At 65.3% G+C, this 24,194-nt stretch carries 22 protein-coding genes and 1 pseudogene; 6 read left to right on the top strand and 17 right to left on the bottom strand.

The annotated features are described in order from the left end of the window. Window positions 1-40: 40 nt before the first annotated feature. Together AC3FLX_RS23150 and AC3FLX_RS23145 are read right to left on the bottom strand one after the other, a co-directional pair. Window positions 41-1,525, bottom strand: a complete 1,485-nt coding sequence (locus tag AC3FLX_RS23150; protein WP_488699665.1) for a sensor histidine kinase — start codon at window positions 1,523-1,525, stop codon at window positions 41-43. Continuing rightward, complete coding sequence (locus tag AC3FLX_RS23145; protein WP_488699664.1) at window positions 1,522-2,214, bottom strand: response regulator; 693 nt, start codon at window positions 2,212-2,214, stop codon at window positions 1,522-1,524. Before AC3FLX_RS23145 ends, AC3FLX_RS23150 begins: the two co-directional genes overlap by 4 nt. 198 nt (window positions 2,215-2,412) lie before the next feature. Between AC3FLX_RS23145 and AC3FLX_RS23140 the strand changes: the two genes are divergently transcribed. Beyond that, window positions 2,413-3,477, top strand: a complete 1,065-nt coding sequence (locus AC3FLX_RS23140; protein WP_488699663.1) for a porin — start codon at window positions 2,413-2,415, stop codon at window positions 3,475-3,477. A 106-nt stretch (window positions 3,478-3,583) separates the two neighbouring features. Here the strand turns inward: AC3FLX_RS23140 and AC3FLX_RS23135 are convergent. Together AC3FLX_RS23135 and AC3FLX_RS23130 are read right to left on the bottom strand one after the other, a co-directional pair. Next, a pseudogene (locus tag AC3FLX_RS23135) lies at window positions 3,584-3,739 on the bottom strand (sorbosone dehydrogenase family protein); the annotation flags it as partial. An 11-nt stretch (window positions 3,740-3,750) separates the two neighbouring features. Continuing rightward, window positions 3,751-4,236, bottom strand: a complete 486-nt coding sequence (locus AC3FLX_RS23130; protein ID WP_488699662.1) for a GFA family protein — start codon at window positions 4,234-4,236, stop codon at window positions 3,751-3,753. A 250-nt stretch (window positions 4,237-4,486) separates the two neighbouring features. Here AC3FLX_RS23130 and AC3FLX_RS23125 point away from each other — a divergent pair, with 250 nt between their 5' ends. Next, a complete protein-coding gene (locus AC3FLX_RS23125) occupies window positions 4,487-4,834 on the top strand; it encodes a hypothetical protein (RefSeq protein ID WP_488699661.1) in 348 nt (115 codons plus the stop codon). An 87-nt stretch (window positions 4,835-4,921) separates the two neighbouring features. Here the strand turns inward: AC3FLX_RS23125 and AC3FLX_RS23120 are convergent, their stop codons facing one another. Genes AC3FLX_RS23120 through AC3FLX_RS23100 form a run of 5 tightly spaced genes read right to left on the bottom strand, consistent with a single transcriptional unit; the run spans window position 4,922 to window position 9,690 of the window. Further along, window positions 4,922-5,860 (bottom strand): LysR family transcriptional regulator, encoded by a 939-nt coding sequence (locus AC3FLX_RS23120; RefSeq protein ID WP_488699660.1) that lies wholly within the window; start codon window positions 5,858-5,860, stop codon window positions 4,922-4,924. Window positions 5,861-5,868: 8 nt separating this feature from the next. Then, the gene (locus tag AC3FLX_RS23115) at window positions 5,869-6,768 is read right to left on the bottom strand and encodes a 2-hydroxy-3-oxopropionate reductase (protein ID WP_488699659.1); all 900 of its coding nucleotides are present in this window, start codon (window positions 6,766-6,768) and stop codon (window positions 5,869-5,871) included. Between the two features lie 23 nt (window positions 6,769-6,791). Further along, window positions 6,792-7,583, bottom strand: coding sequence for a 2-dehydro-3-deoxyglucarate aldolase (gene garL / locus AC3FLX_RS23110; RefSeq protein ID WP_488699658.1), 792 nt, complete (start codon window positions 7,581-7,583; stop codon window positions 6,792-6,794). Window positions 7,584-7,597: 14 nt separating this feature from the next. After that, window positions 7,598-8,692, bottom strand: a complete 1,095-nt coding sequence (locus AC3FLX_RS23105; protein WP_488699657.1) for a malate/lactate/ureidoglycolate dehydrogenase — start codon at window positions 8,690-8,692, stop codon at window positions 7,598-7,600. A 2-nt stretch (window positions 8,693-8,694) separates the two neighbouring features. After that, on the bottom strand, window positions 8,695-9,690 hold the full coding sequence (locus AC3FLX_RS23100) for a Bug family tripartite tricarboxylate transporter substrate binding protein (protein WP_488699656.1): 996 nt from the start codon (window positions 9,688-9,690) through the stop codon (window positions 8,695-8,697). A 245-nt stretch (window positions 9,691-9,935) separates the two neighbouring features. Here AC3FLX_RS23100 and AC3FLX_RS23095 point away from each other — a divergent pair, with 245 nt between their 5' ends. Continuing rightward, window positions 9,936-11,612, top strand: coding sequence for a thiamine pyrophosphate-binding protein (locus AC3FLX_RS23095; protein WP_488699655.1), 1,677 nt, complete (start codon window positions 9,936-9,938; stop codon window positions 11,610-11,612). A 75-nt stretch (window positions 11,613-11,687) separates the two neighbouring features. Here the strand turns inward: AC3FLX_RS23095 and AC3FLX_RS23090 are convergent, their stop codons facing one another. Then, entirely contained in the window at window positions 11,688-12,005 is a 318-nt protein-coding gene (locus AC3FLX_RS23090) for a CppA family protein (RefSeq protein WP_488699654.1), read from the bottom strand. Between the two features lie 131 nt (window positions 12,006-12,136). Here AC3FLX_RS23090 and AC3FLX_RS23085 point away from each other — a divergent pair, with 131 nt between their 5' ends. The 3 genes from AC3FLX_RS23085 to hglS all read left to right on the top strand — a co-directional run bounded on the left by AC3FLX_RS23085 (window position 12,137) and on the right by hglS (window position 15,387). Then, window positions 12,137-13,027: an RNA polymerase sigma-70 factor gene (locus AC3FLX_RS23085; RefSeq protein ID WP_488699653.1), complete on the top strand. Its 891-nt coding sequence runs from the start codon at window positions 12,137-12,139 to the stop codon at window positions 13,025-13,027. A gap of 2 nt (window positions 13,028-13,029) precedes the next feature. Beyond that, window positions 13,030-13,926, top strand: coding sequence for a LysR substrate-binding domain-containing protein (locus AC3FLX_RS23080; RefSeq protein ID WP_488699652.1), 897 nt, complete (start codon window positions 13,030-13,032; stop codon window positions 13,924-13,926). 99 nt (window positions 13,927-14,025) lie between these two features. Then, window positions 14,026-15,387, top strand: coding sequence for a 2-oxoadipate dioxygenase/decarboxylase HglS (hglS, locus tag AC3FLX_RS23075; RefSeq protein ID WP_488699651.1), 1,362 nt, complete (start codon window positions 14,026-14,028; stop codon window positions 15,385-15,387). A gap of 517 nt (window positions 15,388-15,904) precedes the next feature. Here the strand turns inward: hglS and AC3FLX_RS23070 are convergent. The 7 genes from AC3FLX_RS23070 to AC3FLX_RS23040 all read right to left on the bottom strand — a co-directional run bounded on the left by AC3FLX_RS23070 (window position 15,905) and on the right by AC3FLX_RS23040 (window position 24,058). Next, window positions 15,905-17,011 (bottom strand): porin, encoded by a 1,107-nt coding sequence (locus tag AC3FLX_RS23070; RefSeq protein ID WP_488699650.1) that lies wholly within the window; start codon window positions 17,009-17,011, stop codon window positions 15,905-15,907. A 248-nt stretch (window positions 17,012-17,259) separates the two neighbouring features. After that, entirely contained in the window at window positions 17,260-19,344 is a 2,085-nt protein-coding gene (locus tag AC3FLX_RS23065) for an acetate--CoA ligase family protein (protein WP_488699649.1), read from the bottom strand. Between the two features lie 29 nt (window positions 19,345-19,373). Continuing rightward, window positions 19,374-19,775 carry a Zn-ribbon domain-containing OB-fold protein gene (locus AC3FLX_RS23060; RefSeq protein WP_488699648.1) on the bottom strand — a complete coding sequence of 134 codons (402 nt, stop codon included), beginning with the start codon at window positions 19,773-19,775 and terminating at the stop codon, window positions 19,374-19,376. Beyond that, complete coding sequence (locus AC3FLX_RS23055) at window positions 19,772-20,914, bottom strand: thiolase family protein (protein WP_488699647.1); 1,143 nt, start codon at window positions 20,912-20,914, stop codon at window positions 19,772-19,774. Before AC3FLX_RS23055 ends, AC3FLX_RS23060 begins: the two co-directional genes overlap by 4 nt. After that, complete coding sequence (locus tag AC3FLX_RS23050) at window positions 20,911-22,134, bottom strand: ABC transporter substrate-binding protein (protein WP_488699646.1); 1,224 nt, start codon at window positions 22,132-22,134, stop codon at window positions 20,911-20,913. The genes AC3FLX_RS23055 and AC3FLX_RS23050 overlap by 4 nt, the downstream gene beginning before the upstream one ends. Before the next feature lie 82 nt (window positions 22,135-22,216). Beyond that, complete coding sequence (locus AC3FLX_RS23045; RefSeq protein WP_488699645.1) at window positions 22,217-23,275, bottom strand: cyclase family protein; 1,059 nt, start codon at window positions 23,273-23,275, stop codon at window positions 22,217-22,219. 3 nt (window positions 23,276-23,278) lie between these two features. Next, the gene (locus AC3FLX_RS23040) at window positions 23,279-24,058 is read right to left on the bottom strand and encodes an IclR family transcriptional regulator (protein ID WP_488699644.1); all 780 of its coding nucleotides are present in this window, start codon (window positions 24,056-24,058) and stop codon (window positions 23,279-23,281) included. Between the last annotated feature and the right edge of the window lie 136 nt (window positions 24,059-24,194).

The following is a 24,194-nucleotide window of genomic DNA, read 5'->3' as shown; positions in this document are numbered from 1 at the left end:
CGCAGGCCGCATCGCATGGTGAGAATGGAGCGAATGGCGCTCATGGCGCCAACGGTGCGGACGGTGTCGCGGCATTGCCGTCGGCCGCTTCGCGCGGCGAGCGGCGCGACGCCTGATCCAGGCAACTCCGGCCGGGCTGGTCCGTGCCGGCCGGAAATGCGACTTCCACGGTCAGGCCACCGCCGCGGGTCTCGTTGAGAGCGACGGTGGCGCCATGAATCCGCGCAATTTCGCGGACGATGGACAGGCCCAGCCCGCTGCCGTCTCGGCTGGTGCTGGCCGCGCCGCGATAGAAGCGCTTGAACACCGATTCGCGCTCGAACGGCGCCACGCCGGGGCCGTTGTCTTCGACGAGCAGACGATGCCCGTCCACACGCACCGTTACCATACTGCCGGCGCCCGCGTAGCGAATGGCATTGTCGATCAGGTTGCCCAGCAGTTCCTGCAACAGTTCGGGCTGCCCGTCGATTTCGTGCGCATCGTCGCCTTCGTCACCTTCGTAGCCGAGGTCGACGTCATGCTGCCGCGCCAGCGGTGCCCAGTCGAGCGCCACCTGCTGCGCAAACTGACCCAGGCATATTGGCTTGAGCGTGGGCGCGTAGCCGCTATCAGGCTCCAGCCGCGACAGTGACAGCAGTTGCGCCACTTCCTTCGCCGCCTGCCTGACCGAGCCATTCAGGCGCTCGACGTGCACGCGCACGCTGGCCAGATCCGTTTCACGCAGCGCCAGTTCCGATTCCGCCTGGATGATGGCGAGCGGCGTCTTCAACTGATGCGCGGCATCGGCAAAGAAGCGCTTGCGACCCTGCACCATGCGATGCAGGCGCGCCACGTACTGGTTAACCGCGGATACCAGCGGCCGTGTTTCCAGGGGCAGCGAGGTATCGCCGATCGGATCGAGATCGTCGGGGCCGCGCGTTGCCACGGCATCCGATAGCCGATGCAGAGGCTGCAAGCCACGGCGCACACCAAACCATACGATCACCAGTGCCAGGCTGACCAGCATCAGTTCCTGCAGCAGCGAGCCGACGAGGATCTCGTTGGCCAGATGCTCGCGGGGTTCGGTGGACTCGGCCACCAGCACCCACACCAGTTGCGTGCGCGCGGATCGTACATCGTGCAAGGGCAGCGCCATTGCGGCCATCCGCACCGGCGTGCCGCGAAAGTCCGCATCGTAGAACTGGGTGCGATAGAGCGAGCGCACCGGGCCGGGCGGCATCGGCAAGTCGTCGTAGCCCGTGATGGTGGCGCCGTGATCGTCACGAATCCGGTAATAAACGCGCGAGCCGGCTTCCGCGTCGAAGACTTCCAGGGCCAGGTAGGGGACTTCGACTTCCACGCGGCCATCGCGCAGCTTGATGCCCTCGCGCATGGCTTTCAGCGAGGCGGCCAGCGTGCGGTCGAATGCCTGATGGGCGGCAGACATGGCGCGGCGGTCGGTCAGCCACATGTCCAGCGCCAGCAGCAGCACCAGTGGCAACAGCAGCCAGAGCGTCAGTTGCAGCCGTAGGCTGCCTGCCTTCATGACCCCGTGCCCGCTTCGGCGGTGCCGCGCGCCTCCAGCAGGTAGCCCAGGCCGCGCAGCGTGACGATGCTGACGCCGGTGCCTTCCAGCTTCTTGCGCAAGCGGTAGACGTAGATCTCGATGGCGTCGGCGTTGACCGACTCGTCGATGCCGAAAATCTTCTCGGACAAGGCGGACTTGTTCACCGCCCGGCCATCGCGCAGCAGCAGGATCTCCAGCACGGCCCGCTCGCGTCCGGTGAGCTGCAGCAGCTCACCGTTCAGCGTAAAGGCCCGGCTCACACTGTCGTAGTGCAACGGGCCGCAGGCCAGCCCGGTGCGGTCGTGGCCATGACTGCGCCGTATCAGTGCCCGCGCGCGTGCTTCCAGCTCGGTCAGCGCAAACGGTTTGGCCAGGTAGTCGTCGGCGCCCAGGTCCAGCCCGCGCACGCGGTCTTCCACCGAGCCGTGGGCGGTCAGGATGAGCACCGGCAGGGGATTGCGACGCGCGCGCAGGCGGCGCAGCACTTCCAGGCCGTCAAGGCGCGGCATGCCAATGTCGAGGATGGCCAGTGCGTAATCTTGCGTCGTCAACAAGTGATCCGCGCTGGCCCCGTCATGCATGCAGTCGACTGTGAAGCCGCTCTGGCTCAGCGATTCCACGAGGGAGTTGGCCAGTTTCAGGTTGTCTTCGGCAAGCAGGATACGCATGGGGATACAGCGGGCAGGGGTCTACAAGAGTCGCGCTGGAGTGATACCTGTAACCGTCCCGCATGCCTAGATGGGGAAACTCCCAATCGTGGTGCATTTTCCACGGCCAAAATCGCAAGGTCTTCGAAAGCGAACTGAAAGTGAGCCCCCCATACCATCCGCTCCATTCACGAAGTACTAGAAAAAAGGAGACTGAGGATGAAACGGAAGGCAGTGGCCCTGGCCGCGTTGGGTTGCGTGGTATCGGGCGGCGCAGCGGCGCAATCGAGCGTGACGCTGTACGGTCTGGTGGACTCGGGCATCGAATACGTGAATCACGCCGCCGCCAACGGCAGCTCGACCGTCAAACTGGTTTCGGGTGGCAAGAACACCTCCCGCTGGGGTCTGCGCGGTTCGGAAGACCTCGGTGGTGGCCTGAAGGCCATCTTCACGCTGGAATCGGGCATCGCCATCGACACCGGCAAGCTCGACACCGACAACACGCTGTTCGATCGCCGCGCGTGGGTGGGTCTGCAGGACAAGACGCTGGGTAGCGTCCGTCTGGGCCGCGACTTCACCACGACCTATGACTTCATGTTGCCGTTCGACCCGATGGGTTACGCGCCGAACTATTCGTGGGCCACGTCGTCGACGGCCACGGGCGGCCGCAAGGACGGCATGTTCTCGCGCTCGGCCAACATCGTGCGCTATGACGGCCAGTTCGGGCCGGTGAAGGTGGGCGGCACGATGTCGTTCGGAGAAGTGCCGGGCAGCTTCAAGAGTTCCTCGAAGTACGATCTGGGCCTGGGCTACAACGCCGGCAATTTCGCCGCCGCCGTGACCTGGGACCGCCAGATGGGCGCGGGCACCAGCACCACGCCGGCAGACAGCACGGACTACATCCAGGGCATTCACGCTGGCGCCAGCTATGACTTTGGCCCGCTGTCGGTGTACGCCGGGTATCGCAACTACCGCAAGACGTTCACCACGACGGCTGCCAAGCAGTTGAGCGATATGTACTGGGTGGGCGCGGCGTACGACTTCACGCCGGCATTCACGCTGTACGGCGCGGTCTACAAGCAGAACATCAAGGGCGACACGAACGGAGATCCGATCTTGATCTCGATGCGTGCCCAATACAATCTTTCCAAACGCACCTCAGCGTACCTGTCCGCAGCGTACGCCAAGGCGCGCAATGGTCAGAACGTGAGTGTCTCGCGTGATTTCGTTGGCTATGCCAACAATCAGGTCGGTGTGACGGCGGGCCTGCAGCACCGCTTCTGATCGTTGTTTCAAGGCTGCCGTGGTGGGTGGCCTTCCGGCGGCGCGAGGGGCTCGCGCCGCCGGTTTTTCGTTTGATGTCTCCCGTCAGCCTGACGCCGCTCCGGAATCAATTGGCACCGCTCACACGCCATACGCGGTTGCCCACGTCGTCGGCCACCAGCAGGCCACCGCGCTTGTCGACCGCCACGCCAACCGGACGCCCTTACGCGTTGCCTTCGGCGTCGAGAAATCCGCTGAGCACGACGGGCGGTGCACCGGCCGGAGGCTGTCCGACTAGGACAGCAGGCCATGCCGCTCGTGCCATTCCCGCAGCGATTCCTCGGGCCAGGTGCCAACGCGGAGGTGGCCCTTGCCGCGTGGCACATCGACCCACGGCGGGGCGTAGTCCATGCCGGCTTCCACAACGTCGGGCGGCTTGGGTAGCAGGGTATCGATGGCGCCGGCATAGGGATGGACGAGGTCGGGCCAGCGCGGGTCCCACATCCAGAGTGGACTGCCGCACAGCTTGCAGAAATGGCGGTATCCCTTCGAACGCACCGGCCGCTTGCCCGGCTCGCGCATCACCGCATGAAAGTGGGCGACGTTCTTCTGGCCGCTCACGCGCAGCGTGTGGGCGTCGCCGCCGAGATTGATGCCATAGCCGCCGCTGCCGCCGGTTTTACGGCAGATCGAGCAATGGCATCGCATGTACGGGTAAGGTGAATCGGATTCGAGGCTGAACTGCACGGCACCGCATTGGCACGAACCTTCGAGATGCATGGCCACTCCCTCGCGTCGCATGTTCGATGCGGTTCAGTGTGGGCGACACAAGCACGGCAGGCAAGCGCCGCAAACCGCAAATATCGCCAAAAACTGTGGTGTTGTCAGACGCTGTCTGTCAGCGCCCGCGAGTTTTTGTAAGGAGATATGTGAATGCGGCACGTGGGGCACCATGTGACTTCTAAACTGGTGACGCGGTGGGAAACAACGTACCCGTCGTTTTCGAAGACAACCACCTGAGAGGTCTCAAATGTCCAAGCAACGAACCATTCGCACCATTCGTACCACTTCGCTGATTGGGGCCCTGGCGGCCGGCATGATCTCTGTCACCGCCTTTGCACAGACCACGACCGCACCGGCCGATACTTCGACCGCGGTGCCGCCGGGTTCGGTCCAGATTCAGCCGCCGAAGGACCCGCTCGTGGAACGCCGCGAGGCACGCAAGGCCGCCAACGATCAGTACAAGGCCGAGAAGAAGGCCGCCAAGAGCGACTACAAGCAGGACATGAATGCCGCCAAGACGGAGCGCAAGGACGCCAAGAAGTCTGCCGACGAGGCCGCCAAGGCCGAGTTGCAAAGCGGTACGACGAAACAGTAAGGCTTGATGCCTGCGATGTCCGCCGCCCCTCGCTCATGCATGGGCGAGGGGCGCGCCTGAAAGAGGGCGCTCAACTCAACGCTCAACTCAAACCAGCCGCGCCCCCGGCCACGCCCCCGACATCACGATATTGCGCACGGACTGCCTGACCGTCTGCATGATGTCCCATAGTTCGGGCACCACCGGCCGATTGCGCGCCGTGGTCATCGCCACCTGGCGCGTCACGACAGGATCGATCAGCCGCGCCGAATGTAGCCGGCCCTGGGCCACGCGATCGGCCACGGCGGCAAACGGCAACAGCGTTGCGCCGCAGCCATCCTCCACGAGCCGCATCGCCACCGTATTCGAAGCATCGCATTCCATTGCCATGTTCAGCGTGGTGCCGACGCGCGCCGCCAGGGACTCGGCCAGCACGCGCAGGCCATGCGACGTGCTGGGCAGGATCAACGGCACTTCACCCAGGCGCCGCGCCTGGAACGTGGGGCCAAGATGGCTCCACGACGTGGGCGCCACCAGCGTCAGGTCTTCTTCCAGCAGCACGTCCACCTTGAGCGCGCCTTGCTGCTCCGGCAGGTAGAGCAGGGCCACGTCGATGTCGCCGGCCGCCAGCCACGCCAGCACCGGATTCGCCAACCCTTCCACAAAGCGCAGCTTCGTCGCCGGAAAACGCTGCTTCAGTGCCGTGCCGATGGCCGCGAACGCGGTATTAGCAATGGTCGGCTGCGCGGCGATCACGAGTTGTGAAGGTCCTTGCGCCGTCGAGGCCCGTACCGCGGCGCGCGCTTCGGTCAGTGTGGCCGCCACCTGCCGGGCGTAGCCCAGCAAGGTGTTGCCCGCTTCAGTCAGCACCACGCCACGGCCGCTGCGATGAAACAGCCGCGTGTCGAGCGCCGCCTCAAGCCGGGCAATCTGGCGGCTTACCGTCGACTGGTCCGCACCCAGCTCAAGCGCGGCACGCGAGATGCTCTGCGTGTTGGCCACGCAGACAAAGCACGCCAGGTCTTCAGAGTTCAGCGCGGACGTCATGGCCGATGTCAGGCCGGCTTCGGCGTGTCGCCGATTGCAAATGACGACATGTGCTCGATCGCCTTGACCAGGCCGGAGTGATCCCAGCCCGCGCCGCCTTGCGCCACGCAGACGTTGAACAACTGCTGCGTCGAAGCCGTATTGGGCAGGCCCAGTCCCAGATGCTTGGCCGTGGACAGGGCCAGGCTCAGGTCTTTCTGGTGCAGTTCGATGCGGAAGCCGGGGTTGAATGTCCGCTTGATCATGCGTTCGCCGTGCACTTCCAGGATCTTCGAGCTGGCAAAGCCGCCCATCAGCGCCTGGCGCACGCGCGCCGGATCGGCGCCGGCCTTGGCGGCCAGCACCAGCGCCTCGCTGACGGCCTCGATGGTCAGGGCCACGATCACCTGGTTGGCCACCTTGGCTACCTGGCCGTCGCCGGCGTTGCCGACCAGCGTGATGTTCTTGCCCATCAACTGCAGCAGCGGCAGCACCTTGTCGAAGACGTCCTGCTTGCCGCCGGCCATGATCGACAGCGTGGCTGCCTTGGCGCCGACTTCGCCGCCCGACACCGGGGCATCGACATATTCGCAGCCGAGTTTTTCGATTTTCGCGGCGAACTCGCGCGTCTCGATTGGCGAGATCGAGCTCATGTCCACCACGATCTTGCCCTTGCTCAAACCCTCGGCAACACCGTTTTCGCCAAACAGCACGCGCGCCACGTCGGGCGTGTCGGGCAGCATCAGAAAGACGATGTCTGCCTGCCGTGCCACTTCGGTGGCGCTGGCGCACGCCTGTACGCCCTTGTCCTGCAGGTCCTTGGGCACGCCGCTGCGCGTGTGCGCATAGACGGTATGGCCGCCTGCCTGAAGGTGTTCCGACATGGGCTTGCCCATGACGCCGAGTCCGATAAATCCGAGCTTGCTCATGTTTCTATCCGGTTGAAATGGTTTCAGGACGCAAAGCGTTCGCGCAGCGCGCGCGCCGCATCGCGCAACAAGACGTGGTCAAGGCCGACGGCCACGAAATGCGCACCCATGTCCAGGTAGCGGCGGGCGTCGGCTTCCACCGGTGTCAGCGTGCCGATGGCCTTGCCGGCTTTGTTGGCCGCGTCGTAGATCCGCTGCACGGCCGCTTGCACGTCGGGATGGTTCGGGTTGCCCAGGTGGCCGTAGGCGGCGGCCAGGTCGTTCGGGCCGATAAAGATGCCGTCGACGCCCGGCTCCGCGCAGATCTCGTCGATGGCTTCCACGCCCTTGCGGCTTTCCACCTGCACCAGCACGCAGATATTGTCGTTGATGGTCTTGAAGAAGTCGGGCAGGGTGCCATAGCGGTTCTGCCGCTGCACGCCCGAGACGCCGCGAATGCCATCGGGCGGGTAGCGCGTCGCACGTACCGCGCGGCGGGCTTCCTCGGCCGATTCCACGAACGGAATCAGGAAGTTGTAGAAGCCGATATCGAGCAGCCGCTTGATCATCACCGGGTCGTTCCACGGCGGCCGCACCACGGGCGCGCTGACACTGTCTTTCAGCGCCATCAGTTGCGGCGCAAAGGTCAGCACGTCATTGGGCGAATGCTCGCCATCGAGCAGCAGCCAGTCGAAGCCGGCCAGGCCAACGATCTCGCTGGTCACGGGCTGGCCCAGCGAACTCCACAGGCCGATCAGGCGTTTGCGCGCGAGCACGTCCGCACGGAATTTGTTGGGCAGCGGTTGGATCTGCGGCAGGTGAGGGGTGTTGGTCATCCTGTAACTCCTGTTCAATCGGCCGCCAGCGCGGAGAGCGGGCCGGGCGATTTGCCGCGCGCCTGCAGCACGCGCGCGGCCGCATCGTCAAGCTGGGCCAGCGTGCTGCTGTCCACGGGAATGTATTCGGCACGCGCGCGGCGCCATGCGCGCTCGGGATCTCCGGGCAAGCGGATCGAATCGGTGCCGGGCTGCAGGCGCGACGCCTTCATCCATTCGACAAACGCCTCGACCTCATGGCCAAACGTGGTGCTGCTGCCAAGCCGCGCGGGATCGAAGATGATGGCCAGCATGTTGTTCCACACCGCATGCTCGTGCGTGAGCGTTTCAGGGCGGATCGTATGACCGCCCGTCACGGCGGCGCCCAGCAGTTCGCACATGACGGCGAGCACGTAGCCCTTGTGCTCGCCGAACGTGCGCAGCGCGCCCTGCGGCGCGCCTGGATGCGGGAACATGACAGCGGGATCGTCGGTGGGATTCCCGTGCGGGTCCATCAGGCATCCCGGCGGCACCGGCACGCCCTTGTTGTGGGCCACGCGCACCTTGCCCAGCGCAATGGCGCTGGTGGCAAAGTCCAGAACCAGCGGCGGCTGCCCGGCCACCGGCACGCCGATCGTGAACGGATTGGTGCCGAAGCGCGGATCGTAGCCGCCATGCGGTGCCACGATCGGCTTGGATAGCACGTTGACGAAGTGGATCGAGATCATGCCGGCGGACGTGGCCTGTTCGGCCCAGTGCCCCACGCGGCCAAGATGGTGCGACCTGCGCAACCCCAGCACGCACACGCCATGCTCTCTGGCGCGCTCGATCCCAAGACTCATGGCCTGCTCGGTCACTGCCTGGCCCATGCCGCGATTGCCATCCAGGCTCAGGATGCCGCCCGACTCATGGACCACGCTCACCTGCTGGTTCAGTTGCAGCTGATCGGCCTGCCACGACAACACGTACTTCGGAATCATGCCCACGCCGTGCGAGTCGTGACCGGACAGGTTGGCACCCACCAGGTGATCGGCGGTCAGCGTCGCCTCGCGGGCATCGGAGCCGGCCGCCAGCCACAGGTCCACAACCCATCGATGCAGGCCGGCGGTCGGAATACGGTGATCACTCATGCTTACTCCAGGTGAATGTTGGCGACCTTGATCAGGTTTGCCCATTTGGCGACTTCGCTTTTCTGGAAACTGCCCAGCTCGGCAGGGCCGGCGCCCGACGGCTCCACGCCCATCGAAGCGAGCTTGGCGCGCACGTCGGGCTGGCGGATGATCTTGCCGATCTCGGTCGACAGTTTGTCGACGACGGGCTTGGGCGTGCCTGCCGGCGCAAAGATGGCTTGCCAGGACACGATCTCGTAACCCTTGAGGCCCGATTCATCCATTGTCGGCACATCGGGCAATTCCCCGGCGCGCTTGCTGCCAGTGGTGGCCAGTGCGCGGAACTTGCCGGATTGAATCATCGGGATGGCGGCCAGGCTGTTCTCGAAGACCAGGTCCACCTGGTTGCCCAGCAGCGCCTGCACGGCCTGGCTGCTGCCCTTGTACGGCACGTGGGTCATGCGCAGGCCGGCCATGTTGGCGAACAGTTCGGCGGCCAGATGCTGCGACGTGCCGTTACCGGATGACCCGAAATTGACCGCGCCCGGCTTGGCCTTGGCAGCGGCGATCACGTCCTGCACGCTTTTCCACGGGCTGCTGCTGTTGACCACCAGCACGTTCGGCAGCGTGCCGATCAGCGTGATCGGCTGGAAGTTCTTGACCGGGTCATACGGCATCTTCGGATACAGGCTCACGTTGATGGCGTGCGAGCTGATCGTGCCGCCCAGGATCGTGTAGCCATCGGGCGTGGCCTTGGACACGTAGTCCGAGCCGATATTGCCGCCCGCGCCGGCGCGGTTTTCCACGACGACGGATTGCCCCAGTGCCACTGACAGTTTCTGGCCGATCAGGCGACCCAGCAAATCGGTCGTGCCGCCGGCGGCAAACGGCACCACATAAGTGATCGGCTTGCTCGGATAGTGGTCGGCCGTCTGTGCACCGGCCTGCGAGGCGACGGCCATGCATCCGGTACAAAGCACGGCCAGCACCGGCCGCATGAGTCGATTGGGGAAAATCATGCTGTGTCTCCTGATTGCGCGAACGTTTGGTTGCGGCATTCCAGCGTCGTTTATGGTTCCGCCTGGCGGGACGGGAAGAACCCGTGGGCGGACCGGGGCGTTTCGTGCTGCGCCCCGCCAGCAAATTTACATGGACACTTACCCGGCCGACTTGCAGAATTTGCATAACAGAAATGCACGATAGGCCGCGCAGCGCCGCGCGTCAAACGGAACAATCGCAGACATTCGCCTGACCGGACATCGCCATGACTTCCACTCCTGCTCAAACGGCCCGCACTGGCGGCCGCGTTCTCGTTGACCAGCTTCGTATCCACGGTACCGAGCGCATCTTCTGCGTGCCGGGCGAGAGTTTTCTCGATGTTCTGGATGCCCTGCACGACCAGCCCGCCATCGATCTGGTGGTCTGCAAGCACGAGGGTGCGGCGGCCAATATGGCCGAGGCCGACGGCAAGCTGACCGGCCGCCCGGGCATCTGCTTCGTGACGCGCGGACCGGGCGCCACGCATGGCAGCATCGGCGTGCATATCGCCCAGCAGGACTCGACGCCGATGATCCTGTTCGTCGGCCAGATCGCGCGTGAGCACAAGGGCAGGGAAGCGTTCCAGGAGGTGGACTACGCAGCGGTGTTCGGGTCGATGGCCAAGTGGGCGGCGGAAATCGACGATCCCGCGCGGATTCCCGAGATGGTGGCGCGGGCCTTTCAGGTGGCCACGTCGGGCCGGCCCGGCCCGGTGGTACTGGCGTTGCCCGAAGACGTGCTCGATGGCTTGGTCGATGTTGCCGATGCCACGCCATTCCGTCCGGTGAGCGCCGCGCCGCGCGCCGAGGATGTCCAGGCGTTGGCAGCGGCATTGCGGGCGGCGCAACGTCCGCTGGTCATTGCCGGCGGCGCGAACTGGTCGGACAAAGCCGCAGGGGACTTTGCCGCTTTCGTGAAGGCGTGGGATCTTCCCGTGGCCTGCGCGTTCCGGCGCCAGGACGTGATCGACAACCGCGATCCTCACTACATCGGCCACCTGAGCCTGGGCGTCAGCCCGAAGCTGGCCGAGCGGGTGAAGACGGCCGACCTCATCGTGGCGTTCGGCACGCGGCTTGGCGATATCGCCACCGATAGCTATACGCTGCTGGAAGTACCGCTGCCGAAGCAGAAGCTCGTGCATATCCACGCGGACAGCGCCGAGCTGGGCCGCGTCTACCAGGCCGCGTTGCCGATTCATGCCGGTGTGGAAGCGGGCGCCGCGATGCTGGCGTCCCTGGCCGCGCCCGCCGCGCTGCCGTGGAAGGACTGGACGGCCGGCGCGCGCGCCGATCACGAGGCATTTGTCACGCCGCCGAAGCCGCATGCGGAACTGACCGGCGTGGACATGGCTGCCGCCATGACGCACCTGAACCGGGTATTGCCCGAGGATGCAATGCTGTCGAACGGCGCCGGCAACTACACGGTGTGGCTGCACCGCTTCTATGCTTACAAGCGCCCGCGCACGGAACTCGCACCGACCTGCGGCGCGATGGGTTACGGGCTGCCGGCGGCCATCGCCGCCAAGCTGCGCCACCCGGAAAAGACCGTCGTGTGCTTTGCCGGCGATGGCTGCTTCCTGATGTATCCGCAAGAGATCGCCACGGCCGCCGCGCATGGCGCGAACCTGATCGTGATCGTCGTGAACAACCGCATGTACGGCACGATCCGTATGCACCAGGAGCGCCGTTATCCGGGCCGGCAGAGCGGCACGACCATCGTCAATCCAGACTTTGTGGAAATGGCCAGAGCGTGCGGCGCCTGGGCCGAGCGGGTGGAGCGGACTGAAGACTTCGCGGCGGCCTTCGAGCGGGCACAGCAGGCCGGCAAGCCGGCCGTGCTGGAACTGCTGACCGATCCGCTGCAAATCACGCCGGCCATGCGTGTCACCGAACTGCCGAAGTGATGTATCAGTGGCTGCGAGCGTGAGTTAGTCCGAATTATTGGATTTCAATAATTCGGACTAAAGACCAGCCATTTCCTAGAACAGCGAACCCTGCGGCCGGGCCTCGTGCCCGGCCGTTTGCCGTTGGCCGGACGGTTGGGCAAGGATCTGCCGGATCTGCGCCAGATAGCGCTCGCCTACGGCCCGATGGGTCTTGCGGGCTTCCTCGACAAAGCTGCGCCGCGATGGCGGGCGGATGTTGAGCAGGCGGCAAATCGTTGAAAGATAAGGCTTTTTGTCGTCCGTCGCGGCGCGGCGCGCGGCCGACATCAACGCCGCGTCACCAATGCGTCCGCGCAGCCAGACCAGGATCTGGCGGTCATATTCATTCTGTACACGGATCAGGTGTTCCATTTTCCAGGGCTCCGAAGGTTCCGATACTGTTCATTCATACAGTACCTGTAAATATATACAGTGAATCGGAAATTTCAAGGCCACGGATGGGACGTCGGTGCCACAATGGGAACCCGCTACAGAACCACGCCATGTCAGCTTCAGCCCACGACCCGACGCAGATTTTCGACCAGCTACGCCCACGTCTGCTGGGTATTGCGTATCGCATGCTCGGTTCGGTGGCCGAGGCCGAGGACGTGGTGCAGGACGCCTGGCTGCGCTGGCACGGCACCGATCGCGCCGTGATCGCCAATGCGGAGGCCTGGCTGGTGTCCGTGACCACGCGCCTGGCCATCGACCAGTTGCGCGCCGCCAAGCTGCAGCGCGAGCACTACGCCGGTATCTGGCTGCCCGAGCCGCTGCTTTCCGACAATCCCGATACACCGGAAGCCATCAGGGAGCGCGCCGACGATGTCTCGGTGGCCTTCCTGTTTCTGCTGGAGCGTCTGTCGCCCAAGGCGCGAGCGGCCTTTCTGCTGCGCGAGGTTTTCGATGCCGACTACGCGGAGGTGGCGGATGTCATCGGCAAGAGCGAAGCGGCCTGCCGCCAACTGGTCAGCCGCGCCAAAGCCCAGTTACGCGAGAGCCGTCCACGTAATCCGGTGCGCACCGACAATCACCTGTCCCTGATACGCCGCTTCGCGCAGGCGCTGGAGCAGGGCAGCTTCGATGCGATTCGCGGTCTGCTGGCTGACGAAGCGACGCTGATTGGCGACGGCGGCGGCAAGGTGCCGAGCTTTCCGAAGCCGCTGGTGGGCGGCGGACGTATCGCTCAGGTCTATTTCGCGGCGAAGCGGCGCGGCCAGACGGTGCAAGTGCGGATGGTGATGCTGAACGGGCAATGGTCGCTGCTGCGGTTTGTCGACGGCCAGCTCGAATCGGCGCAGACCTATGAGACCGATGGCGATCGCATCGTCAGCATTCAGGCGCAGCGTAATCCAGACAAGTTGCAGCGGATTCTGGCTGCCATTTCGCGGTCCTGATCATGCGTCTACCCAGCCTGATCGCGCTCCAGATGCTTGAGTGCGCAGCCCGCCTTGGCAGTTTCACGCGCGCGGCGGCCGAACTGAATGTCACGGAAAGCGCAATTTCCCGGCAGATCCAGTCGCTGGAAGAGCGGCTGGGCGTGCGTTTCTTCGAGCGCGTGAAGCAGCGCGTGGTGCTGACGGCCGATGGCGACCGTTACGTGCGCGAGATTCGATCCGAACTGAAGGCCATCGAGCGCGCCACCAAGGATCTGGCATCGCGTGCCGGCGGCATGGAGGTGCTGGAACTGGCCGTGGTGCCCACCTTCGCCACGCAATGGCTGATTCCACGCCTGGCCAGTTTCCGCGAAGAACAGCCGCGCATCGTCGTCAATATCCATGCGCGTCCGGAACCGTTCCACTTTGCCGATTCGCTGTTCGATGCGGCGATCTATTTCGGCGACCGGCCGTGGGATGGGCACCCATCCGCCACGCTGCTCGATGAAGGGCCGTCGATTGCGGTATGTAGCCCCCGGCTGCTATCGGACAAGCGGCTGCGCAAACGCGAAGACCTTCTGAAACTGCCGCTGCTGCACCTGGCCAGCCGGCCCGATGCATGGCCCGACTGGTTCGATACCGAAGACGAAAACCTCCGGCGCAAGGCAAGGCTCGGACCGCGCTACGACCTGTTCACGATGGTCACGCGCGCAGCCATCAGCGGCCTTGGCATCGCTGTCTTGCCAGAGATGATGGTGCGTTCGGAGATCGACACGGGGCAGCTTGTGGCACTGCCGTTTGCCGACGTGCAGAAAGCCCGCGAGCCGGGCGCGTATTTCGTTACCTGGCGGCAGGGCGGGGCTGACAAGGCGGCATTGTTCGCGGACTGGTTGCGGCGGCAATGCGAGGCATCAATTTGATGCGGAAAGCGCATTAAGTTGGCGATAAATATCGTTTGCCGTGGCGCGCGCGCCACCCCAGACTTGGCGACTTCCTTGTCCCACGCCCCCCAAAAGACGATGTCTGCTTTCACGTCCCCGAGCCGGATTCGTGCTCAGTTCTCGCGCGCGATGTCCGATATGTACCGCGCCGAAGTGCCGCAATACGGCACGCTCATGGAGCTTGTCTCCGATGTAAACAGCGAGGTCCTGGCCAGCATTGGTGCAGCGGCGGCGGGCGCGGCGGGGCAGGAATCGCGTATCGAAGTTGAGCGGCACGGCGCGATTCGCGTGGGCACGCCGGCCGAGCTGGCCACGATCCGCCGGCTGTTTGCCGTGATGGGCATGTTCCCGGTTGGCTACTACGATCTCTCCGTGGCCGGCGTGCCGGTGCACTCCACCGCGTTCCGTCCCAGGGACACCGCTGGACTGGCCGACAATCCATTCCGCGTGTTCACGTCGCTGCTGCGGCTGGACCTGATCCAGGACGCCGCATTGCGCGACGCCGCCGCCGCGGTGCTGGCCACGCGGTCGATCTTCACGCCGGGCTGCCTGGCCCTGATCGAGCGCGCCGAGCAGCAGGGCGGCCTGAACGACGAGGACGCCGCGCGGTTCGTGGCCGAAGCGCTGGAAACGTTCCGCTGGCATGGCAAGTCGACGGTCGACGCGGACCTGTACTGGAAGCTGCGCAAGACGCATCCGCTGATTGCCGACATCGTCTGCTTCCCCGGACCGCACATCAATCACCTGACGCCGCGCACGTTGGATATCGACGTGGTACAGGCGCTGATGCCAGAACGCGGGATTCAGCCGAAGGCCGTGGTGGAAGGCCCGCCCACGCGCCAGTGCCCGATTCTGCTGCGCCAGACCAGCTTCCTGGCGCTGAGCGAGCCGGTCAGCTTCCGCGACGGCGGCGAGGCCGGCACCCATACCGCCCGCTTTGGCGAGATCGAGCAGCGCGGCGTGGCGCTGACCGCGAAGGGCCGCAAGCTGTATGACGAACTGCTGAACGAAGTCCGCAAGGTCATCACGCCCGCGGGCAACGGCTCGAATGCCGACGCCTATCGCAAGACGCTGGACGATGTGTTCCGCGCGTTTCCGGACGATCACGAGTCGCTGCGCCGGCAGGGGCTGGCGTACTACCGCTACAAGGTGGGCAATGCGGCAGCCGACGGCGCCGACGTCGAAGCATTGATGGCTGCCGGCGCGCTGATGGCCGAGCCCATCACCTATGAAGATTTCCTGCCCGTCAGTGCCGCCGGCATCTTCCAGTCGAACCTGGGCGACGAGAATCGCGACGACCTGCAGGCTTCGCCCAATCGCGCCGCATTCGAGCAGGCGCTGGGCGCAACGGTCAGCGACGAATTGGCGCTCTACGCGGCCGAGCAGCAGGCATCGCTGGACGCGGCATTGAAGTCGCTGGGGCTATCCGCAGCCGCGTGAGGCACCGCTGACTGGCTCCCCTCTCCCATGCAATGGGAGAGGGGCTGGGGGAGAGCGCGTGGCGATTCAATTTGCGATATCGCAGCTTGAAGAGCTTGCCCTCTCCCCCGACCCCTCTCCCGCCATGCGGGAGAGGGGAGCAAACCGACTATGAGCAAGCGGCAGTCGAACCGACTGCGAGCAAGCGGTATCGAAGGCACGGCCCTACTCGCCGCCGCGTAAGGCACCGCTGACTGGCTCCCCTCTCCCATGCAATGGGAGAGGGGCTGGGGGAGAGGGCATGGCGATTCAATTTGCGATATCGCAGTTTGAAAAGCTTGCCCTCTCCCCCGACCCCTCTCCCGCAAGGCGGGAGAGGGGAGCAAACCAACGGTGAGCCAGTCAGCGAAAAATAGAAGCAACCTGCCCACCACCAAAAGAAAGAGGCCCGCCAGGTCTGTACCTTTGCGGGCCCATAAAAAGACGAAGGGAAAGTCTTCGCCGTGGAGTCAGGAAGCTCTACTAGATCAGCCGGGGATCAGAAGCGGTGACGCACGCCGATGATCGCGCCGAATTGGCTCTGGCCAGCGCGGACCTGTTCGCTGGTGGCGGTCAGCGTGGTGGCGCTGCCATTCAGCGACGGACCAAAGCCCGACAGGCCCATCGCCGAACCGTTGCGGTTCTGCGCGTAGGCAGTGATCGCATAGAGATCCGTGCGCTTGGACAGCGCGTAGGTGCCCGACAGCACGAAGCTGTACGGGTCGCCATTGCTGTTGCGCACGTCGGTGTAATAGGCCGCGCCGGTCACCGCGATGGCAGGCGTCACCTGGTACGTGGCGCCGACCCAGTACAGGTTCGTGCGCAGCGAGCTGCTGGCGAAATCGCCGTAGTACCAGCGGTAGCCGGCAAACGCACGGCCGCGGCCGAAGTTGTAGCTGGCGCCGATGGTGGCGCGGCGCTCGCGATTGTCGTCAGTGGCAACGGTGCTGCCACGCACCTCGTCATAGACCACGCGGGCCGACACCGGACCAGCATCGTAACCACCGGAGACCGACCAGTTGCGGCCGGCCTTGTAGTCGCCGGGCACTTCACCGCCAGCGCTGCTGTCGTAGCCCGTGCTGTAGAACAGGCCGTAGTAGAACGCGCCGGTCTGGCCCGTGAACTTTAGCGAGTTGTCGGCGCGTCCCGACATCCACTTGTCGTGCATCAGCACCGAATAGCGCGTGGCGATGGCCATCGGGTCATAGGCCAGCGAAAAGTCGTACAGCACGGTCTGATGACGGCCCAGCGACAGCGTGCCGTACTGGTTCTGCAAACCGACAAAAGCCTGGCGGCCAAACAGACGGCCACCCTGGTTCAGACTGCCGGTGTCGAGGTCGAAACCGCTTTCCAGCGTGAAGACCGCCTTCAGTCCACCTCCCAGGTCTTCCGCGCCACGCAGGCCCCAGCGCGACGTCGACAGATTGCCCGCCGACATGCGCACGACGTTGTTGCTGCCGCCAGTGGCGGTGTTCGGCGCGTGGGTCAGGAACTCGACGCCGGCATCGACCACGCCATACAGCGTGATACTCGATTGGGCTTGCGCCACAGCGGGCAGGGCAGGTAAAACGGCCAGCGCGGCCAGGCAGGTGAGATGGGTCTTCATGCTTCGTTATCCTTGTAGTGAGACGCGCGCACGCACGCCTCCATAAGGGCTCAGGCGCGATGCGGCGCCTGAAATGTAACGACTGGTGACGAAGCAAAGAAGCCCGATTCGGCTGACAGTTTGTCTTGAGGTGTGGACAATCGACGGGCTGTGCGGGAGAGGGCCCGGAGGTTCAAATTGCGAGTGGTCGTCGATCGACGTTTCTTGCCCTCCCGCTTGTCATCGCCTTGCGGGAGGGCCGAGAAATACTAGCGGGATGCGACCTCCATCAGCCCATCCACCACCACCGCACCGTCCACGCCGAGCATGACGGGATTCAGGTCGACCGAGCGGATTTCACCGCGCGCCTGATGCACGAGGTCGCCGATCTTTTTGGCGACATCGCACAACGCGGCCACATCCAGCGCTGCATCGCCGCGCACTCCATCCAGCAATGGCGCCATGCGCAGCCCATGTACGGCGCGTTCGATGGCGGCGGGGCTGGCCGGTGCCAGCAGCACCGCCGTATCGCGCACCACTTCCACATACTTGCCGCCATCGCCCACCAGCAGCACGGCGCCAAAGACCGGGTCCCAGTGGGCGCCGACCATGCATTCGCGCTGGCCGCGCGTCATCCGCGCGACGATCACGCCTTCGCAGGGGGCACGCATGGCGGCAAGCGTTTGCGTCTGGCGCGTGAAGGCTTCGACAACGGCTTCGCGCGTATTGCAGTTGAGCGCGACCAGACCATGTTCGCTCTTGTGAGGCACGGCGGGCGAACTGGCCTTGACGGCCACCGGTGCCCCGATGCGCTGCCACGCCGCCACCGCTTCGTCGGGGGTCTGGCACAGGTAGTGTTCGACGACCGGTAATCCGGCCTCCGCCAATCGCGCCAGGCTGGCCGCCTCGCTCAATGTGTGTGACGAGGATGTGCTCGCGCTGCGCGCAACCGGTGGCATGGCCGGTTCGCTGGCCACGTCGCGCAGCAACTGCTGGTGCGCGGTCAGTTGATGGAAGGCGGCCAGGGCGTCTGCCGCGTGAAAGAACGTCGGCACGTTGGCTTTGCGGAATTCACCGGCGACCGACTCCTGCCAGGCCGCCACGGCAATGGGCTTGCCGGCCTGGCCGGCGAACTGCGCCGCATCGCGGGCAAAGCGCGGCACGTCGTAGCCCATGCCGGCGACGGGGATGTCGAGCAGGACCAGGTCGGCCGACGAATCGGCGCCAACCACGGGCAGCACGTCGCCAAACAGGCCGCTGTTGGTCAGCAGCGCCGCCGTGACGTCTACCGGATTGGCGGTCGCCGCGAAGCCCGGCAGACGCTCGGCCAACGCTGCCTGGGTGGTGGTGGATAGCGGAGCCATCGAAATTCCCAGCGCATCGGCCGTATCGGTGGCCATCACGCAGCTTGCGCCCGAGTTGCTGACGACCACGAGCCGTCGGCCCGACGGCTGCCAGTTGCGCAGGTAGAGCGGGGCGCAGCGGGCCAGCGCATGGGCATCGTCCACGCGCCAGATGCCGTGCCGGGCCAGGAAGGCGTCGACCGCTCGGTCCTCGTTGGCCATCGCGCCCGTGTGCGACGCAGCGGCGCGCGCTCCGGCCTGCGAGCGGCCCGATTTCACGGCTACCACCGGTATGCCGCGCGAACGCGCGACGGCGGCGGCCTCGGCCAGAATATCGGGGTCCGACAACGTCTCCAGATAGAGCAGCAACAGGCGGACGTCGGGGTCCTGCGCCACGGCAAGCGCCAGTTCGCTGACCGTGACGTCGGCCTGGTTGCCCGTGGCATGCACGTGCCGCACGCCGATGCCTTGTTGGCGCAACAGCCCATAGACCAGTGCCGCCGTGCCGCCGCTCTGGCTGACCACGGCCACGGGTCCGTCCTGGGGTTCTATCTCGATAAACATCGTCGAGAAGCTGGCGATCGCACCATTGCCGAAGTTGGCCAGCCCCTGGCTGTTGGGGCCGACAATGCGCAGGTTGGCATCGCGCGCAATGCGCACCATTTCGTCCTGCTGGCGCTTGCCCGCTTCGCCTGCCTCGCCAAAGCCCGATGCAATCACGATGGCGGCGCCCACGCCCAGGCGTGCGCAGTCGGCCACGGCCTGCACGGCGGCGTCGCCGCCCACCACGATCACGGCCAGCTCGGGCGTTTCCGGCAACGCATCGAGCGACGGGTAGGAACGCAGGCCCTGCAGCGTTTCGCGCTGCGGATTGACGGGATAGATCGTGCCGGCGTAGCCCATCTTCTGCATGTAGTAGATGGGCCGTCCACCGATCTTGTGGATGTTGTCGGAGGCGCCGACGATGGCGACGGAACGGGGCGAGAGCAGGGCGGAGAGCGTTGAGGACATTGTTCTGGGGGCTGGGAGGAGATTGAGACTCAGGTGCTGGCGTTGCGCGAGCCGTGGGAAAAGCGCAGCAACGGCTGGCCGTCGAACTGGAACACTTCGGCGCGCACGCGATCACCGATGCCGACGCCTGGCTCGGCATGGCCCATCACGCGCGGGCCTTCGTCGAGTGTGGCGAGCACCAGCGTGTAGGGCACCAGCGCCTGAAAGGCTTCGGTGGGCGCGCGGAATATCTCGGTCACGGCGTACACCGTGGCGTGGCCGCTGCTCGCGCGCCAGGCCAGTTGATGACTGCCGCAGGCCCGGCAGGCGTGGCGTTGTAGTGGCTGCCATGCGCCGCAGGATTCGCAGACCTGGTAGCGCACCTCGCCGGCGGCGAGGCCACTGGTATAGGGCGGATGGGATTGGCCGGATGGGTGTGGCGATTCGCTCATGCGGTCTCCAGAATCAGGCTTACGTGCGACGACAGCACACCGCCATCGGCATGAAACAGGGCGCGCCGGCGCGGCGCAATCTGCCGGGCGCCCGCGCGGCCGGCGAGTTGCCGCGCGGCTTCGGCGAGATGCATCAGCCCACCCGCCACACCGGAATGGCCAAACGCCAGCAGCCCGCCATGCGTGTTGAGCGGTAGCGCGCCATCGGTTTCGAAGTCGCCGGCGAGCAATCGCGCCACGGCCTGACCACGCGGCGCGACGCCGATTTCCTCCAGCAGCATCATCAGCGTGATCGTGAACGAGTCGTAGATGGCGAGGTAGTCGACATCGGCCAGCGCGCAGCCCGCTTCGGCAAATGCGCGGCTGGCGGCATCGGCGGCACCGCTCCGCATCACGTCGTCGAGCGCGCCGATATGCTGGTGACGGTGCGCCTGTCCCGCGCCCGCAATACGTACCGGAATACCGCTACCGGGCTGCGCCGACACCACGATCGCCACCGCGCCATCGGAAATGGGACAGCAGTCGGAAAGCCGCAGCGGCGATGCAATCGGGCGTGCCTGGCGTGCCGCATCCACGGTCAGCGGATCACGCAGATGCGCGTCGGGATGCCCGGCGGCGTGCCGTCGCATCAGCGCCGCGAAATCGGACAATGCGTCGGCGCCCAGGCCCACTTCATACAGGTAGCGCGACGCCAGCAGCGCATAGTAGGCCGGTACCGACGCACCGTTCGGCACTTCGATCTCGGGTTCGCCCACCTGGGCCAGCGTCTGCATCGACTGGTCGCGGCTCTGGCCGCTGAGCCGGTTTTCGCCGGCTACGACCAGTACGTTGCGGCAGCGGCCCGCGCGCACGAGGTCGTGCGCGAGCATGGCCATCAGCCCGCCGGTGGCGCCGCCACCCGCCATGCCGTGGGCATAGGCCGGTTGCAGCGACGCGAACTCGCAGAACCGGTCGGCCAGCATCAGGTGCGGCAGTGTGGTGGCGTAGCCGCACAGCACGCCGTCGATGTCGCCACGGGGCATCCGGGCGTCATCGAGCGCGGCGTCGGCCGCCTGGGCCATCAGCGTCAGCGGCGTGCTGCCGGGCAGGCGTCCGAACCGGGTATTGCCGATCCCGCGTATGTAGGTGGTCCCCGTCATTTCTTCAGCAGCGGGCACTGCGATTTCGCGGGTGGCATGAACGCCTGGTCACCGGGCACCGTCGCCAGCAGCTTGTAGTAGTCCCACGGATACTTCGATTCCTCGGGCTTCTTGACCTCGAACAGGTACATGTCGTGGATCATGCGGCCATCCTCGCGGATGCGGCCGTTCTTGGCGAAGAAGTCGTTGATCGGCAGCGTCTTCATCTGCTTCATCACCGCGGCGGTCTCGTCGGTGCCGGCCGCCTGCACGGACTTCAGATAATGCGTGACCGACGAGTAGACGCCGGCCTGGCTCATGTTCGGCATCTTCTTGACCTTGTCGAAGTACTTGCGGGACCACGCGCGCGTGGCGTCGTTCATGTCCCAGTAAAACGCCTCGGTCAGCACCAGCCCCTGGGCCGTTTTCAAGCCGATGGCGTGGATATCGTTGATGTAGAGCAGCAGGCCGGCCATCTTCTGCGTGCCGTTCTTCGTCAGGCCAAACTCTGACGCGGCCTTGATGGCGTTGACGGTGTCGCCGCCCGCATTGGCCAGGCCCACCACCTGGGCCTTGCTGGCCTGTGCCTGCAGCAGGTACGACGCAAAGTCGCTCGTATTGATCGGATGCCGTGCGGCGCCCAGCACCTGGCCACCGGCCTCGGTGACTACCGCGGTGGCCGATTGCTGCAACGTGTGGCCGAATGCGTAGTCGGCGGTCAGGAAGAACCACGTCTTGCCGCCGCGCTGGACCATCGCGCGGGCCGTGGTGTTGGCCAGCGCGTAGGTGTCATAGGCATAGTGGACCGATACGGGCGTGCAGAGGTCATTCGTGATGCGCTCGCTGCCTGGGCCAGAGAACACGACGACCTTGTTCTTCTGCTTGGCAACGTCCAGCACGGCCAGCGCCGGGGCCGATGCGGCCACGTCCAGGATGGCATCGACCTTGTCGGTATCGAACCATTCGCGGGCTTTGTTGGCGGCGATGTCGGCCTTGTTCTGGTGGTCTACCACCACCAGTTCGATCTTTTTGCCAAGCACCTTGCCACCAAAGTCGTCGATCGCCATCTGGGCGGCGGTGGCGCTGCCCCGGCCTGTCACGTCGGCGTAGAGTCCGCTCATGTCGAGCAGCATGCCGACCTTGACCACGTCGTCCGAGATGCCGGCCTTGGGTTGGGCGTGGGCCGTGAGGGAAGCGGCGGCCAGTGCGGCGGACGCGACAAGTTTCAATGCATGGTTCATTGGGTCTCCTCCGTTTTGTTATGTCTCTGGTTTGGCGCGCCTCTCCCGCGACGCGGGGCGGGGCGCCAACATGCAGGGGGTGTTACACCGTCGCAATCGGCGTGGTCGGCGAGCCAACCGCGCCGGGCAGCCGCAGCGGCGGTGCCGTCAGCATGAATCGCGTGCGCTGGTTGGCGCGCAACCAGTCCGCCAGTTCGCGCAGATACCAAAGCTCGCCCAGCGGCAATCCAAGCTTGAACAGGCAGTGGTGGTGCAGCGGCAGCAGCGGATGCGTTTTCGCATCGTCGGGCGGGGGCAGGGCCGGATAGCGTTCGACAGCGTAGTTGTCGGCGATCAGCGCGGAGATGCCGGCGTCGGTAATCCAGTTGAGCAGCCGGTCGTCGCGGCCGTTCAGCGCGCAGCAACTGTGGTGCAGCACGTTCTCGTCGGGATTACGCTGCATCGACAGCACCACCTCGGCAAAACCGGTGCGTAGCAGCAGCATGTCGCCGGCTTCCACTTCCACGCGGTGCGCCTGCATGGCGCGCATCAGGTCGTCGTAACCGACATTGCGGAAGTCCATGCCGAATACGTCGGCCAGATCCACCAGCACACCGCGCCCCTGCATGCCTTTCACGGCGAAGTTCTCGATGCCAAGCGCGTCGGCATGGCTGCCGTGGCCGTGCCCGCAGTCGTGGGCCTCGAAATGGTCGTCTTCGGCGTAATCCACCGGGCCGACGATATCGGCATTGGCCCGGTAGCCGTTGTAATAGACGCGCTCGGGCCGTCCGTCGCCATCGGCATCGAACAGCGCTCCCACGTGGGCGAGCGAATCCCACTGGGTGGAGTATTGCAGGCAGAGCAGCACCTGATCGTCGCTGATCACATCGGTGGCGGCCGGATTGACCTTGGCCAGCGGAAAATTCAGGTAGGGGATGTCGTCGCGGAAGGTCGGACGCAGTTGCGGAGGATGGCGGCGCGGATTGAGTTTGTTGCCGCCGGGATAGTCCAGCGGCATCGACAGGCAGAAGCTGATGCCGGCCTGAATCTCGCGCGCGCCCTTGACGACCTGTTCAGGCCCGATCAGGTTGACGCGGCCGAGTTGATCGTCGGGGCCGAAATCCCCCCAGTTGGAGCCTTCCGGACGTTGCTTCCAGCGCATGCTTCATGCCTCCTGTTGTCGGTGTATCGGGGTGGGATGGCGCCACGTGGCGGCGATGGCCTCGGCTTCGCGCCGCAGCGCGCGGGCCAGCGCCGCTTCGCGGTCGACGATGCGTTCATTGAGCGCGGCAATGCTGATGGCACCGAGCGGATAGCCGTCGGGGCCGGGCAGGGCGATGCCGATGCCGCCCATGCGTTCCACCACGACATCGAGCAGCACGGCGTAGCCGCGTGCGCGCGTGGTTTCCACGTGGCGCCGCAGCATGTCCGCATCGATGCGGGGATAGCGTTTGAGCGAAGGGGCGATGCAATCGAGCACCGTGTCGATCTCGTTGTCGGGCAGCGCGGCCAGCAGCGCCAGGCTGCCGGCGCCCACGCCCAGCGGACGGCGGCTGCCGATATCGAGATAGTTGGCGCGGATCGGGAAGGTGCCGAGACGAAGCTCCAGGCAGACCGATTCCCAGCCGCTGGGCACCGACAGGATGGCCGTGTCCTCGAACGCATTGGCCAGCCGGATCAGCGCGGGCCGCACCAGCGGACGCATATCGAGCCGCCTTTGCGACGCGGCCTGCAGCGTCAGCCATTCGCGCCCTGGCGCAAACGCCTTGGTGGTGGGGTCACGCTCGACCATGCCTTCCGCGACCAGTGTTTCCAGCAACCGTAGCGCCGATGCCTTATCCACTCGGGCCGCGGTGGCCAGATCGGTCAGCCGGGCATTGCGGGTATCCGACAGCGCGCGCAGCAGCCGGCAAGCCTTCTGGAGCGAAGTGCTCGGTACGGTCACGGATGCGTCTCCTCCGGGTCTGGTTTTATGGAATGAAACCCTGGTGCATACGGCAACCGTTGGTTTATAGGAGATAGACGCCACACCGTCATTCTGCGGTGCATCAAAGTTTCGCCGAGTGAAACTACTGGAATGA

This window comes from Cupriavidus sp. 291-E7, assembly GCF_057798835.1.
The sequence above is the reverse complement of the archived record's forward strand: the minus strand, read 5'-3'. Positions and strand labels throughout refer to the sequence as shown.